The organism is Aminobacter aminovorans (genome assembly GCF_900445235.1).
Lineage (GTDB): Bacteria > Pseudomonadota > Alphaproteobacteria > Rhizobiales > Rhizobiaceae > Aminobacter > Aminobacter aminovorans.
Genome location: NZ_UFSM01000002.1, coordinates 58037 through 71362, shown reverse-complemented (window position 1 = coordinate 71362; position 13326 = coordinate 58037). Strand labels below are relative to the sequence as shown.

At 62.2% G+C, this 13326-nt stretch carries 14 protein-coding genes; 11 read left to right on the top strand and 3 right to left on the bottom strand.

What is annotated here, in order from left to right:
* Positions 1-6 precede the first annotated feature (6 nt).
* Entirely contained in the window at positions 7-363 is a 357-nt protein-coding gene (locus tag DY201_RS24860; protein ID WP_115734023.1) for a DUF427 domain-containing protein, read from the bottom strand.
* 346 nt (positions 364-709) lie between these two features.
* Here DY201_RS24860 and DY201_RS28815 point away from each other — a divergent pair, with 346 nt between their 5' ends.
* Together DY201_RS28815 and DY201_RS24855 are read left to right on the top strand one after the other, a co-directional pair.
* A complete protein-coding gene (locus DY201_RS28815) occupies positions 710-1015 on the top strand; it encodes a hypothetical protein (protein WP_131922390.1) in 306 nt (101 codons plus the stop codon).
* A complete protein-coding gene (locus tag DY201_RS24855; protein WP_115734022.1) occupies positions 1012-1431 on the top strand; it encodes a nuclear transport factor 2 family protein in 420 nt (139 codons plus the stop codon). Before DY201_RS28815 ends, DY201_RS24855 begins: the two co-directional genes overlap by 4 nt.
* Before the next feature lie 338 nt (positions 1432-1769).
* Here the strand turns inward: DY201_RS24855 and dgoD are convergent, their stop codons facing one another.
* Together dgoD and DY201_RS24845 are read right to left on the bottom strand one after the other, a co-directional pair.
* Complete coding sequence (gene dgoD, locus DY201_RS24850; protein ID WP_115734021.1) at positions 1770-2918, bottom strand: galactonate dehydratase; 1149 nt, start codon at positions 2916-2918, stop codon at positions 1770-1772.
* 32 nt (positions 2919-2950) lie between these two features.
* Positions 2951-3694 (bottom strand): FadR/GntR family transcriptional regulator, encoded by a 744-nt coding sequence (locus tag DY201_RS24845; protein WP_115734020.1) that lies wholly within the window; start codon positions 3692-3694, stop codon positions 2951-2953.
* Positions 3695-3893: 199 nt separating this feature from the next.
* Between DY201_RS24845 and DY201_RS24840 the strand changes: the two genes are divergently transcribed.
* The 9 genes from DY201_RS24840 to araD all read left to right on the top strand — a co-directional run bounded on the left by DY201_RS24840 (position 3894) and on the right by araD (position 13315).
* The gene (locus DY201_RS24840; protein ID WP_115734019.1) at positions 3894-4886 is read left to right on the top strand and encodes an arabinose ABC transporter substrate-binding protein; all 993 of its coding nucleotides are present in this window, start codon (positions 3894-3896) and stop codon (positions 4884-4886) included.
* Between the two features lie 68 nt (positions 4887-4954).
* A complete protein-coding gene (gene araG / locus DY201_RS24835) occupies positions 4955-6466 on the top strand; it encodes an L-arabinose ABC transporter ATP-binding protein AraG (RefSeq protein ID WP_115734018.1) in 1512 nt (503 codons plus the stop codon).
* Positions 6467-6477: 11 nt separating this feature from the next.
* Positions 6478-7428, top strand: coding sequence for an L-arabinose ABC transporter permease AraH (gene araH / locus DY201_RS24830; RefSeq protein ID WP_115734017.1), 951 nt, complete (start codon positions 6478-6480; stop codon positions 7426-7428).
* Position 7429: 1 nt separating this feature from the next.
* The gene (locus tag DY201_RS24825; protein ID WP_115734016.1) at positions 7430-8308 is read left to right on the top strand and encodes an aldose 1-epimerase; all 879 of its coding nucleotides are present in this window, start codon (positions 7430-7432) and stop codon (positions 8306-8308) included.
* Positions 8305-9087, top strand: a complete 783-nt coding sequence (locus DY201_RS24820) for an SDR family oxidoreductase (RefSeq protein ID WP_115734015.1) — start codon at positions 8305-8307, stop codon at positions 9085-9087. The genes DY201_RS24825 and DY201_RS24820 overlap by 4 nt, the downstream gene beginning before the upstream one ends.
* 7 nt (positions 9088-9094) lie before the next feature.
* Positions 9095-10033 (top strand): 2-dehydro-3-deoxygalactonokinase, encoded by a 939-nt coding sequence (locus DY201_RS24815; protein WP_115734014.1) that lies wholly within the window; start codon positions 9095-9097, stop codon positions 10031-10033.
* Complete coding sequence (locus DY201_RS24810) at positions 10030-10680, top strand: 2-dehydro-3-deoxy-6-phosphogalactonate aldolase (RefSeq protein WP_115734013.1); 651 nt, start codon at positions 10030-10032, stop codon at positions 10678-10680. Before DY201_RS24815 ends, DY201_RS24810 begins: the two co-directional genes overlap by 4 nt.
* Complete coding sequence (locus DY201_RS24805; protein WP_115734012.1) at positions 10670-11545, top strand: SMP-30/gluconolactonase/LRE family protein; 876 nt, start codon at positions 10670-10672, stop codon at positions 11543-11545. Before DY201_RS24810 ends, DY201_RS24805 begins: the two co-directional genes overlap by 11 nt.
* Before the next feature lie 54 nt (positions 11546-11599).
* Positions 11600-13315 carry an L-arabinonate dehydratase gene (gene araD, locus DY201_RS24800; RefSeq protein ID WP_165915994.1) on the top strand — a complete coding sequence of 572 codons (1716 nt, stop codon included), beginning with the start codon at positions 11600-11602 and terminating at the stop codon, positions 13313-13315.
* Positions 13316-13326 lie beyond the last annotated feature (11 nt).

Here is a 13326-nt window from a genome sequence, read left to right as displayed (position 1 = left end):
GACGCTTCAAGCCGGAACGGCCTCGATGCGAGCCTTCGTCGGATCAAATGCAGCATGACGCTCCAGGAGCAGGTGGTCAGCCCCATCTGCGGCTTCATATGACCACATGAAGTTGTCCGCCGCTTCCCCGACGGCGTTTACGCGCCAGTATGCGGCGGACCCGTACCCCGTCGGTCGCGTCTGGCGGGTAAGGGTCAGAAAGTCGAAATATATATCCTCGAAAGGTAGGAAAAAGACCGCCTCCTTGCCCGGAGTACTAAGCACCTTTGCATCCTTTGACGATGCAATTATCGCGTCCGAATAGCTGACGGTCACAGTCCCGCGAAACGGAACGATTGTGGATGTTCGCAGAGCCTCGTCCATAAATCACCTTCCTCTAGCAAGGAGCTTGGTTTCCAAGGTCGGCTGCTTGATCGTCACCTTGGCCTGGCGTGAGCTACTTTTGCGCGAGAATGCGCTGCGGACTGAACGGGACAGATGCTCGTCTGCCAATTCGTTGGCCAGGAAGAGAAATCGGGAAAAAGACTTCCTGTTCATCGTACCGTCGCGCCCGATTGACACAGCCCGCAGCAAGTACCCAACTATTCAAGTCGCTAAAGGTTTCAGCGAAAGTTGCGGCTTCTACGTTTACTATCCAGCCCACGCAACTGTGCGCACACGATCTGATAGGTGATAGGCAAGGGTCACTGTTGCAAAAGCGGCCACCATCGTGATCGTGCGCAAACCCGTGTTTGCGTACATCTCGGCGTTCCTTAAGAAAACCGGGCTCAACCTCGACGGGCCCTCAAACGGTTCCAGCGGCATTCAACCTTGGGCCGATTTCGATGACTTCCACCGCCTCGACAGTCGATCGCAAGCTCTCGGCGTCACGATTTTGAATCGCGCTATCCACTTGCTCAGCCGAGCAGATCTCGGTGTTGCCGAGCCTACGGCACTACAGCTGACGCCTCATGCCGGAACTTTCTCTTCCTCTTCGCGTAGTTCCTTCAATTCCATCTCAGGAGATGAACGATGACGCATTCCGAAAAACAAGAGATCATTGATCTGGAGCAGAAATTCTGGCGCGCGATGGTGGACAAGGACGTTGAAGGCTCCGTGGCCATGCTCACTGAGGAATCTATCGTCGCCGGCGCTCAAGGGACTGCATTGCTCAGGCATGACGACTATCGTGGCATGGCCAGGCAGGGCGAAAGCCTCTGGCAGCTGAAGTCCTTCCAGTTCGACGATGTGAAGGTCATGTTTCCTTCCAAGGACGTTGCCGTCATTGCTTACACGGTGACTGAAGAGATGGAGGTTGAGGGGAAAGCTCTGACCTTGAAGGCAGCCGACGCCACCACCTGGATCCGTGAAGATGGTCAATGGCTTGCCGCATTGCACACAGAATCGGTGCTTGGCGATCCCTTCGGCCGCGATCGCATAGAGGCTACCTGAGCTGTATAGGCCCAGGGCGGGAGCGCTTCAGTACGTAGCCATCGATAAAAGGCGGAATCTCGCTGGTGATGTCGCTGCAGCAATCGAGCGACGTGAGGAAAGGATCGTTCGGCATCTTTCGCCGAAACCGAAGGTTACCCATCACCAGGGGCTACAGGAAGATAACGTGTAGCACTTCGCGTCAGCTGTGGGGCGATCGCATGCGATCGATGTGGAGGAGGCCCAGGCGTGCGCAGGACGAACACCCAGGCAAGAGGCCAGCCTTGCAGGTCGCCCGCCGGCCTTCCCTGGTTGGTCGACCTGGTCGCGATAACTGCGGATTCTACTGTGCGTTCAGCTTACCATTCGGCGAAAGAGCCGTCGGCGTGGCGCCAAACAGGGTTGCGCCAGCGATGGCCTTCCTTGGCGCGTTCCTTGACGTAGTCCTCATCGACCTCGACCCCGAGGCCGGGGCCATTCGGGATGGTGACGTACCCGTCTTCGTAATGGAACACGTCCTTGTTCCTGGCGTAGTCCATCAGGTCGTTGGACTTGTTGTAGTGGATGCCCAGGCTCTGTTCCTGGATGAAGGCATTGTAGCTCACCGCGTCGAGCTGCAGGCAGGCAGCGAGCGCGATCGGACCGAGCGGGCAATGGGGGGCCACGGCGACGTCATAGGCTTCGGCCATGGCAGCGATCTTGCGACATTCGGTGATGCCGCCGGCATGTGACAGATCCGGCTGGATGATGTCGACGACGCCTTCCTGGAGCACGCTCTTGAAATCCCAGCGGCTGTAGAGCCTTTCGCCGAGTGCGATCGGCGCAGATGACAGCGCGGCGATCTCCTTCAGTGCCTCGCGGTTTTCGCTGAGCACCGGCTCCTCGATGAACATCAGCCTGTAGGGCTCGAGCTCCTTGACCAGAACCCGGGCCATCGGCCGGTGGACGCGGCCATGGAAGTCGACGGCGATGCCGACATGCGGGCCGACTGCCTCGCGTACCATGGCGACACGCGCGATCGCCGCATCGATCTTGTCGTGACTGTCGACGATCTGAAGCTCTTCGGTGCCGTTCATCTTGAGCGCGGTGAACCCGCGCGCAACGACGTCTTTGGCACCTGCTGCGACTTCCGATGGCCGGTCGCCACCGATCCAGGAATAGACCTTGATGCGGTCGCGGCAGCGCCCGCCAAGCAGTTCATGCACCGGCACGCCGAGTGCCCGGCCCTTGATATCCCACAGCGCCTGGTCGATGCCGGCAATCGCACTCATCAGGATCGGACCGCCGCGGTAGAAACCGCCGCGATACATGACGTTCCAGTGGTCCTCGATGAGCCGCGGATCCTTGCCTATCAGATAGTCGGCGAGTTCATGCACCGCCGCCTCGACTGTGTGGGCGCGGCCTTCGACCACGGGCTCGCCCCAACCGCTCACGCCCTCGTCGGTTTCGATCTTGAGAAACAGCCAGCGCGGCGGAACGATGTAGGTCTTGAGTGCAGTGATCTTCATGGTGTCGGCACTAACTCCGGATGGGCTGGCGTTCAGTCTTTCTTGTGCTGGCTCTTGGCGCGCGCGAGGTCGCGCGCGGCGAGATCCAGGATCTCGTTGGCGGCGACGCGCGCGGCGGCGGCGTCGCGCATGCGCAGCGCTTCGACGACGCCGTAGTGGACCCTGACGGCTTCGTCGCGCCGGTCGACGGAATTGGCCGTCGCCTCGAGCGCGAAGTTCAGCGCTGTCTCGATCATCCCGCCGATCTGGCGAAAGATCGGGTTGTGGCAGGCCCCATAAAGGACCTGGTGAAAGGCGGCGTCCGAGCGGGCGAAACGGGCAACGTCGCTTCCCGCCGCTTCCATGCCTTTCCATGCCAGTTCGAGATCGGCGATCTCCTGCAGCGAGGCTCGGGTCGCGGCAAGTTCGGCGACCAGCGGCTCGATGGCACGGCGGGTTTCCAGGATGGAGTCGAACAATTTGGGATCAAGTGTGTTCGGCGCGTGCCACTCCAGCACCTGGGGATCAATGATGTTCCAGTTGTCGCGTTCGCAGACGACGGTGCCGATGCGCGGGCGGCTGAGAACAAGGCCCTTGGCTGCGAGCGTCTTGAGCGCTTCGCGGATGACGGTGCGGCTTACGCTGTATTCCGTGCAGAGGTCGATTTCGCTCGGTAGCGTGCTGCCCACCGGATAGTTGCCGGCGAGGATTTGAGAAGCGATTGCCCGCACGACATCGGGCAGGACGCGCGGGCGACGTGACTTCGCTGGCGCTTCAGGTGCCTCGTTGATGTTCATGCGTTCTCCTCCCCCAAGAGCGTTTTCTCGTTCTTATGTCCGCTTCGTAAGCCGGACAATGCGCCCCTGCGATCATCCATGACGACGCCGCAAAAGGAAGCTATCTCATTTATCATACCAACGCAATTGACTGGTATGATAAAAGAAGCTAGCGTTTGTCATCCGGGCTGAGTGCCCGGCACCTTTGGGAGGAGTTCACATGCGATTGTTGAAGACGGCGCTCGTCGCGGGCGCCCTTGCGGTTCTGTCTGCCACCACCATTGCTTCTGCCTATGCGCAGGAAACCAAGATCGGCTTCATCGTGAAGCAGCCCGAGGAGCCCTGGTTCCAGGACGAGTGGAAGTTTGCCGACCAGGCTGCCAAGGAAAAAGGCTTTACGCTGGTCAAGATCGGTGCCGAGGACGGCGAGAAGCTGATGTCGGCGATCGACAATCTCGGCGCCCAGGGCGCCCAGGGCTTCGTCGTCTGCACGCCCGACGTGAAACTCGGGCCTGGCATCGTCGCCAAGGCTGCGGCCAACAACCTCAAGGTGATGACCGTCGATGACCGTCTGGTCAGCGCCGACGGCAAGCCGATCGAGGAAGTGCCGCATATGGGCATCTCGGCCACCAAGATTGGTGAGGCCGTCGGCCAGGCGATCGTCGACGAAATGAAGGCCCGTGGCTGGAAGGCCGAAGAGGTCGGTGCGATCCGAGTCTCCTATGACCAACTGCCGACCGCCGTCGACCGCGTCGAGGGCGCCATCTCGGTGCTCAAGGCCAACGGCTTCAAGGCCGAGAACATCTTCGACGCGCCTCAGGCGAAGACCGACACCGAAGCCGCGCACAACGCGGCGACGGTTGTCCTGAACAAGAACGCCAACATCAAGAAGTGGGTCGCCTTCGGCCTCAACGACGAAGCGGTTCTGGGTGCCGTGCGTGCATCGGAAGGCGTCGGCATCGCAGCTGACGGCATGATCGGTGTCGGCATCGGCGGCGCGGACTCGGCGATCAACGAGTTCAAGAAGCCTTCGGCCACCGGCTTCATCGGTTCGGTGATCATCTCGCCGAAGCGCCATGGCTATGAGACTGCGCTCAACATGTATGAGTGGGTCGCCAACGGCAAGGAACCGGAGAAGCTGATCCTGACCGCCGGGGCGCTTGCCAAGCGTGACGACTTCGAAAAGGTCCGTGCGGAACTCGGCATCGAGTAATCACCGCTACATTGAACGGTGTCCGGCGGCGGTGCTTTGCTGCCGTCGGACATTCAGGAGGACCGTCGATGTCATTTCTCGAATTTTCTCACATCTCGAAAGCCTATCCTGGCGTCCAGGCGCTGTCCGACGTGTCGTTTTCCGTCGCAAAGGGGGCCGTCCATGGCCTGATGGGCGAAAACGGCGCCGGCAAGTCGACGATGATCCGGGTACTCTCGGGCGACCAGCATGCCGATACCGGCGACATCATCATCGACGGCCAGGCCCAGAAATATGCCTCGACGCGTGACGCCTTTCATGCCGGCGTTATCGTCATTCACCAGGAACTGCAGCTGGTTCCCGAGCTTACCGTCGCCGAAAACCTGCGGCTCGGCCGCTTTCCGGCCAATGCCGGTGTCATCCAGTCACGACAGATGTTTTCGGAGGTCGGCGACAAGCTGAAATCTGCAGGCATCGACATCGACCCGCGCCGCAAGGTCAAGACGCTGTCGATCGGCGAGCGGCAAATGGTCGAGATCGCCAAGGCGATCATGCTCGATGCACGCGTCATTGCGTTGGACGAGCCGACCTCGTCGTTGTCGTCGCGCGAAAGTGAAATTCTCTTCAGCCTGATCGAGCGCCTGCGCGCCGAAGGCAAGGTCATTCTCTACATCTCCCATCGCCTCGACGAGGTGTTTCGGCTCTGCGACAGCCTGACCGTGCTGCGCGACGGCAAGCTGGCCGCCCATCACCCGAGTCTCGAAAACGTCACGCGCGAACAGGTGGTGGCGGAGATGGTCGGTCGCGAGATCTCCAATGTCTGGGGCTGGCGCGCCCGAACGGTGGGCGCTGTCAGGCTGAAGGCTGAAGGCATCGCCGGCGGGAAGCTCGTGCAACCGGCGAGCTTCGAGGCGAGGGCTGGCGAAATTCTAGGCTTCTTCGGACTGATCGGTGCCGGCCGCTCCGAATTGATGCGCCTGGTCTATGGTGCCGACACGCGCAGCAGCGGAACGATCAAAATCGATGGACAGGCAGTTCACGCCGTCGACCCGCGCCAGGCGATACGCGCGGGCATCGTGCTGTGCTCCGAAGACCGCAAGCATGACGGCATCATCCAGGGGCGCTCGCTGGAGGAGAACATCAACATTTCCTCGCGTCGCCACAACACCCGCTTCGGCATCCTCAATGCGCGCAAGGAAGCCGAAATCGCCGAGACCTATATCAAGAAGCTCAAGGTCCGCACGCCTTCGCGCAAGCAGGACATCCTGAACCTGTCGGGCGGCAACCAGCAGAAGGTCATTCTCGGCCGCTGGCTGTCCGAACAGGGCGTCCGCGTCCTTATCGTCGACGAGCCGACACGCGGTATCGATGTCGGCGCCAAATCCGAAATCTACGAAATCCTCTACCAGCTCGCTGAGCAAGGCGTGGCGATCATCGTCGTCTCCAGCGAACTGCCCGAGGTGATGGGCATCTGCGACCGCATCCTGGTCATGTGCGGCGGCCGCATCTCGGCGCACATCGACCGCAACGATTTCAGCGAGCGCGCAATCCTGGCAGCAGCGCTTCCCGACAAGAAGACGCCAGACGCAATCGCATCCTGAGGGGACTGAGCATGACAAACTCTTTGAAGAAGATACTGCTCGGCGACCAGGGTCTCGTCGTGATCTTCGTTCTGGCCTTTGCGCTGGTGTCGATCTTCGTCCCGAACTTCCTGACAGAGCGCAACATGCTGGGCCTGTTGCAGTCGGTCGTCACCGTCGGCATCGTCGCCTGCACGATGATGTTCTGCCTGGCGGCGCGGGATTTCGATCTGTCGGTCGGTTCCATCGTCGCTTTTGCCGGCATGGTCGCCGTCATGGCCTCGAACGCCACCGGTTCGATCATGGTCGGAATCCTCGCTGCCCTGCTTTGCGGCGGCGCCGTCGGCCTGATCAACGGCGTGGTCATCGCCAAGTTTCGTATCAATGCACTGATCACCACGCTGGCGACGATGCAGATCGTGCGCGGTCTCGCGCTGATTGCCTCCGACGGCCGGGCGGTGGGCATCAATGATCCGAATTTCTACCAGCTTGCGCTGTCCAAGCTGCTTGGCATTCCAACGCCGATCTGGGTGCTGGCGATCCTGTTCGTGGTGTTTGGCTTTGTGCTCAACCGCACCGTCTTCGGCAAGAACACGTTGGCCATTGGCGGCAATCCGGAAGCGTCGCGTCTGGCTGGCGTCAATGTCGACTGGACGCGTATCTGGATCTTCACCCTGCAAGGCATGGTCTGCGCCATCGCCGGTATCCTGCTCGCATCGCGCATCACCTCGGGCCAGCCCAATGCGGCCATCGGCCTGGAGCTGTCGGTCATCTCGGCCTGCGTGCTCGGCGGCGTTTCGCTGGCCGGTGGCCGCGCGGCAATCGCCGGCGTGATCGTCGGGGTCATGATCATGGGTATCGCCGAGAATGTGATGAACCTGCTCAACATCCCGGCCTTCTACCAGTACATCGTCCGTGGCGTGATCCTGCTGCTCGCCGTGTTGCTCGACAATCTCAGGTCCAGCGCGCTCGGACGCCGTTGAGATGCAAGGGTTTGTCGAGCTTGAAGGCGACCGCCTGTCGCTGCGGATGAGCCTTAAGGGCGGGGCGGTCGTTGACGGCCATACGCGCGATGGACGTCGCTTCCTGCGCCGACATGACGACGGCGCGTTCGACGTCTTGCGCTCGGCCTGCTTTCCTTTGGTTCCGGTCGGCAATCGCGTCGAAGGCAACGATTTCGAGCTCGGCGGCAAAAGCTATCGCTTCACGCCCAACACGGCTGAGCCGAACTACATCCATGGCGACGGCTGGCTAGCCGAATGGAACGTTGAAGATGCATCGGCCACCCATGTTCGGCTCGCTTTCGAGCAACTGCGGCCGGCTAAGTCGCCACACGTCTATCGCGCTGTCCAGACCGTCACTCTGGACGGTGCAACCGTGACCTTATCGCTTTCGGTGACGAACCTGGGTAACGAGACGTTGCCGTTTGGCATCGGCTTCCACCCCTATTTTCCCCGCACCGAGGGCACCCTGCTCACGGCCCCGGCGATGGCTTGGTGGACCGAGCGCGAGGGCTATCTGCCTGGCGTGCGCACGCCGATCCCGGACAGCGCCGATTTCGCAACGCCGCGCCTGCTGCCACGCCGCAGGCTGAACAATTGCTTCGAAGGCTGGAGCGGGCAGGCGCAGATCATCTGGCCCGAGACGAAGCTCGCCGCAGACATCGCCGCCGATGCGTCGTTCTCGCGCTACATGCTCTATGCGCCGGAAGACGACCGTAGCTTCTTCTGCCTTGAGCCAATGTCGCACACGCCCAATGCGCTGGCGACTTCAGGCCCGAACGCACTCCATCTGCTTGCGCCTGGGCAAAACCTGTCTGGGGCTTTCTCGATCACCGTCTCGAACTTCGAGGTTACCCAATGAGCGACCGTCTTGTCGGCAAACGCATTTTCCTGACCGGCGCAGCACAGGGCATTGGTCTGGCCATAGCTCAGCAATGCCTGAAGGAGGGTGCAAGACTTTTCATCGTCGACCGTGACGGTCCGCTGCTGCGCGAGACTGTTGCCAAGCTTGGGGCATCCGAGGGCGCGCTCGGTCATGCCGAGGCCGACATTTCCGATATGACTGCCATAGCTGCCGCCATGATCTCGGCGGAAAAGACGATCGGCCCCGTCAACGCCCTGATCAACAATGCCGGCATCAACGTCTTTGGTTCGCCGCTCGAAACCACCGATGCCGAATGGCAGCGTTGTTTCGACGTCAATCTCAAGGGCGCATGGAACTGCTGCAAGGCAGTATTGCCGGGCATGATCTCGGCAGGCGGCGGGGCGATTCTCAACATCGCCTCGACGCATTCCTTCACCATCATTCCGCATACCTTTCCCTATCCGCTGGCCAAGCACGCGTTGCTTGGCCTCACCAAGTCCCTGGCGCTCGAATATGCGGCTTCCGGCGTGCGGGTGAATGCGCTCGCGCCCGGCTATGTCGAGACGCAGAAAAACATCGACTACTGGAACAGCTTTGCCGATCCGGCAAAGGCGCGCGCCGAAACCCTGGCGCTTCATCCCGGCAAGCGCATCGCCACCACCACGGAGATCGCCAAGGCGGCCGTGTTCATGATCTCGGACGAATGCCCGTTCATGAACGCTGCCTGTCTTGTCGTCGACGGTGGCCTGAGCGTCCTCCAGCACGCCGCGCAGTGAGGGGACGATGGCCGCAGCATCCGTCATCGTGGCAATCGATTGGGGAACCACCCGCATGCGGGCGTGGCTCCTCGATGCCGAAGGTGCCGCCCGTGCCGAACATCGCAGCGACGAAGGGCTGACCACAGCCCAGACGGTCGGCTTCGAGCCCATTCTCGAACGGTGCCTTGCTGCCTTGAGCGCGCCGGACGACGTGCCGGTCATCATCTGCGGCATGGCCGGCGCGCGCCAGGGATGGATCGAGGCGCCTTATGTCGACGTCCCGTCCTCAATTGCGGCGATCCTGAGGGGCGCCGTCCGCGTTCCCCATGCGGGGCGCGACATCCGCATCGTGCCGGGCCTTGCCTGTCGCAGTCTCGACGCCCCCGACGTGATGCGGGGCGAGGAGACGCAACTGGCCGGCGCGAAGCTCGAGACTGCCGGCCGCCATGTGGTCTGTATGCCGGGTACCCACTCCAAATGGGTGATTGTCGACAGCGGCGCCGTCGAGACTTTCCGGACGTGGCCAACCGGCGAATTGTTCGCGCTGCTCTCAGGTCACTCCATCCTGCGCCATTCGATTGGCGAGCAGCCGGACGCCGTCTCGACGGAGAACCCGGTATTTGCAAGAGCCTGCGAGATCGCGCTCGCTGACGGCGGCGATTTCGCCTCGCGACTGTTTTCGATCCGGGCCGGTTCGCTGCTTCATGGTCTGACGCCTGAGGACGCGGCGGCTAGGCTATCCGGCCTGATGATCGGCAGCGAAGTGGCGTCTGCTCGGCGACAGTTTCTCCATGCCGACAGAAGTGTGACCCTTGTCGCATCAGGTACACTCGCCACGCTTTATCGCCGTGTTTTCGAGATCGCCGAGCTAGAGGTCCGCGCCATCGATGCCGACACCGCGGTGCGCATCGGCCTGTTTGAGGCGGCGCGCCAGAACGAAATGATCCACGGAGTGCCGGCATGACCAGAACAGCGGAATTTCCCAAGCTGCGCCGCGGACTGGTCGCGATCCTGCGCGGGCTTACTCCTGACCAGGCCGTTGCGGTGGCCGGCGTCATCTATGAAGCCGGCATCGAGGCGATCGAGATTCCGCTCAACTCGCCGGAGCCATTTGCCTCCATCGCTTCCATCGTCGGAAGCCTTCCAGCTTCCGCGTTGATCGGAGCAGGTACCGTGCTTGAAGCAACTCAGGTCGATAGCCTCGCCGAGGTCGGCGGTCGGCTTGTCGTCAGCCCCAATATCGCCGCCGAGGTGATGGCTGCAGCTGCCCGCCAAGGCATGGTGACTATGCCGGGGGTGATGAGCCCGACCGAGGCGTTCAAAGCGGTTAAGCTCGGAGCTTCGGCGCTGAAATTCTTCCCCGCCAGCGTGATCGGGGCAGGCAGTATCGCCGCGATGCGCGCGGTGCTGCCCAAAGACACTGTCGTCGGTGCCGTCGGCGGTGTTTCGTATCGCGATTTCGCCAGCTATCGCGCAGCCGGCGTCACCGCTTTCGGGCTCGGCACCAGCCTGTTCCGACCTGGCATGGGCATCGATGAGGTGGCGGAGCGGGCAAGGTCCGCAGTAGCTGCCTGGGACGCGGCTTTCAAGGACGAGAACAATGCCGGCTGACCTCGTTTCGGTATTGTCCGACCATGCCTGTGAACTCGGCGAGGGACCGAGCTACGATCCGGTGAGCGACACGCTTTACTGGTTCGACATCGTCAACGGGCTGCTGCTGGAAAAACGTTTCGGCGAAGATCGCACCACAACCACCCAACTCGGCGAGATGGCGAGCGCCCAGGCGATCATCGATGGCGAGCGCCAGCTGATCCTGACCGAGACCGGCCTTCATGTCAGGGACAGGCCGTCTGGCCGTCTTGTCCTTCACACATCGGTGGAGGCGACCAACGCGGCCACGCGCTCGAACGATGCCCGCGTGCATCCCTGCGGCGCCTTGTGGTTCGGCACGATGGGCAAGCAGGCCGAGACAGGTGCCGGCAGCGTCTACTGGTTTTTTCGCGGCGAGCTGCGCCGACTTTACGGCGGCATCTCGATCCCCAATTCGATCGCGTTCTCCCCCGACGGCACCATTGCCTATTACGCCGACACCGCAGTCGGTAGGATCATGCGTGTTGCCTGCGACGCAAGGACCGGACTGCCGGAAGGCGAGCCCAAGGTTTTTGCCGAAAGCCAAAGCACGGGCAGCTTCGACGGATCGGTGGTCGACGCCGACGGAACTCTGTGGAACGCGCGCTGGGGTGAGGGCAATTTGGTCGCCTACGCGCCCGACGGCGAACTTGTCCGCTCGGTGCCGTTGCCGGTGAGCCAGCCGTCATGCCCGGCATTCCTGGGCAAAGATGCCGACCGTCTTGCGGTGACCTCCGCATGGATCGGGTTGAGCGATGACGCGCACCGTGCCGAGCCGGATGCCGGAAGGACTTTTCTGGTCGACCTGCCGGTCAAGGGCCGGCTGGAGCCTGATGTGCTGATCTAGCGGCACAGCAGTGCCGCCCGCCGCCAGCGGACCTTCAACTACGGGAATACGACAGTGACACGGAAATTGCGTTCACAGGCCTGGTTCGGTGGCTTTGGCAAGGATGCCTTCATTCACCGCAGTTGGATGAAGAACAACGGGCTGCCCGACGACGCCTTCGACGGCCGCCCGGTGATCGGCATCTGCAACACCTTCTCCGAACTCACCCCCTGCAATGCGCATTTCCGCGGCCTGGTCGAGCACGTGAAGGCGGGCATTCTCGAAGCGGGCGGCCTGCCGCTCGAGTTTCCTGTCTTCTCATGCGGCGAATCCAACTTGCGTCCGACAGCCATGCTGTTTCGCAACCTCGCCTCGATGGATGTCGAAGAAGCGATCCGTGGCAACCCGATGGACGGCGTGGTGCTGATGGCCGGTTGCGACAAGACCACGCCGTCGCTGGTCATGGGGGCTGCGTCCTGCGACGTGCCGGCGATCGTCGTTTCGGGTGGCCCGATGCTCAACGGCCGTTTCCGTGGCAAGCCGATCGGCTCTGGCACCGACGTCTGGAAGTTCTCCGAGGACGTGCGCGCCGGTCTGATGACCGAGCAGGAATTCGCCGCTGCCGAAAGCGCGATGTCGCGTTCGCCCGGCCATTGCATGACCATGGGCACCGCGTCGACCATGGCGTCGATGGTCGAAGCGCTCGGCCTGGCTTTGCCCGGCAACGCCGCCTATCCCGCCGTGGATGCTCACCGCGCGCGGCTTGCCCGCCTTTCCGGCCGGCGCATCGTTGTGATGGTCAAGGAAGATCTGCGCCTATCCGCCATCCTCACCAGGAAAGCATTCGCCAATGCCATCCGCATCAACGGTGCAATCGGCGGCTCGACCAATGCGGTCGTGCATCTGCTCGCCATCGCCGGCAGGATCGGCACTGAGCTGACGCTCGAGGACTGGGACCGTTATGGCCGCGACATCCCGACCATCCTCAATTTGATGCCTTCCGGCAAATTCCTGATGGAAGAGTTCTGCTACGCCGGCGGTCTTCCTGCCGTCATGAAGGAGATCGCCGACCTGCTCGATCTCGACGCGCTGACGGTTACCGGCAAGACGGTCGGCGACAACATCGCCGGTGCCGAGAACTTCAATGAAGAGGTGATCCTGCCCCGCGACAATGCGTTGACCCAGCAGGGCGGCATTGCCGTCCTGCGTGGCAACCTCGCGCCCAACGGTGCAATCCTGAAGCCTTCCGCAGCGTCGCCGGAGCTGATGCGCCATCGCGGCCGCGCCGTGGTTTTTGAAAACATCGAGCACTACAAGGCGCGCGTCGACGACCCCGCGCTCGACATCGACGAGACCTGTGTGATGGTGCTGAAGAACTGCGGCCCCAAGGGTTATCCCGGCATGGCCGAGGTCGGCAACATGGCCCTGCCGCAGAAGCTCTTGGAAAAGGGCGTACGCGACATGGTCCGCATTTCCGACGCGCGCATGTCGGGCACCGCCTTCGGCACGGTTGTGCTGCATGCGGCACCCGAGGCGGCCGTCGGCGGCCCGCTGGCCCTCGTCGAGGATGGCGACATGATCGAACTCGACGTCGAGAGCCGCCGTTTGCACCTCGAAATCAGCGATGAGGAACTCACCCGCCGCCGCAAGCTGTGGACCCCGCCTGTGCCGGAGATGCAAGGCGGCTACCAGAGCCTCTATGTCGAGCGTGTCATGCAGGCCGATCGCGGTGCCGACCTCGACTTCCTGGTCGGTTGCCGTGGCCATGACGTGCCGCGCGAAAGCCATTGAAGGAGAGGCCG

Bases quoted from the DNA above. Each gene is read 5' to 3' on its own strand.
- DY201_RS24860 (WP_115734023.1), bottom strand. From the start codon at position 363: ATGGACGAGGCTCTGCGAACATCCACAATCGTTCCGTTTCGCGGGACT.
- DY201_RS24855 (WP_115734022.1), top strand. From the start codon at position 1,012: ATGACGCATTCCGAAAAACAAGAGATCATTGATCTGGAGCAGAAATTC.
- dgoD (WP_115734021.1), bottom strand. From the start codon at position 2,918: ATGAAGATCACTGCACTCAAGACCTACATCGTTCCGCCGCGCTGGCTG.
- DY201_RS24845 (WP_115734020.1), bottom strand. From the start codon at position 3,694: ATGAACATCAACGAGGCACCTGAAGCGCCAGCGAAGTCACGTCGCCCG.
- DY201_RS24840 (WP_115734019.1), top strand. From the start codon at position 3,894: ATGCGATTGTTGAAGACGGCGCTCGTCGCGGGCGCCCTTGCGGTTCTG.
- araG (WP_115734018.1), top strand. From the start codon at position 4,955: ATGTCATTTCTCGAATTTTCTCACATCTCGAAAGCCTATCCTGGCGTC.
- araH (WP_115734017.1), top strand. From the start codon at position 6,478: ATGACAAACTCTTTGAAGAAGATACTGCTCGGCGACCAGGGTCTCGTC.
- DY201_RS24825 (WP_115734016.1), top strand. From the start codon at position 7,430: ATGCAAGGGTTTGTCGAGCTTGAAGGCGACCGCCTGTCGCTGCGGATG.
- DY201_RS24820 (WP_115734015.1), top strand. From the start codon at position 8,305: ATGAGCGACCGTCTTGTCGGCAAACGCATTTTCCTGACCGGCGCAGCA.
- DY201_RS24815 (WP_115734014.1), top strand. From the start codon at position 9,095: ATGGCCGCAGCATCCGTCATCGTGGCAATCGATTGGGGAACCACCCGC.
- DY201_RS24810 (WP_115734013.1), top strand. From the start codon at position 10,030: ATGACCAGAACAGCGGAATTTCCCAAGCTGCGCCGCGGACTGGTCGCG.
- DY201_RS24805 (WP_115734012.1), top strand. From the start codon at position 10,670: ATGCCGGCTGACCTCGTTTCGGTATTGTCCGACCATGCCTGTGAACTC.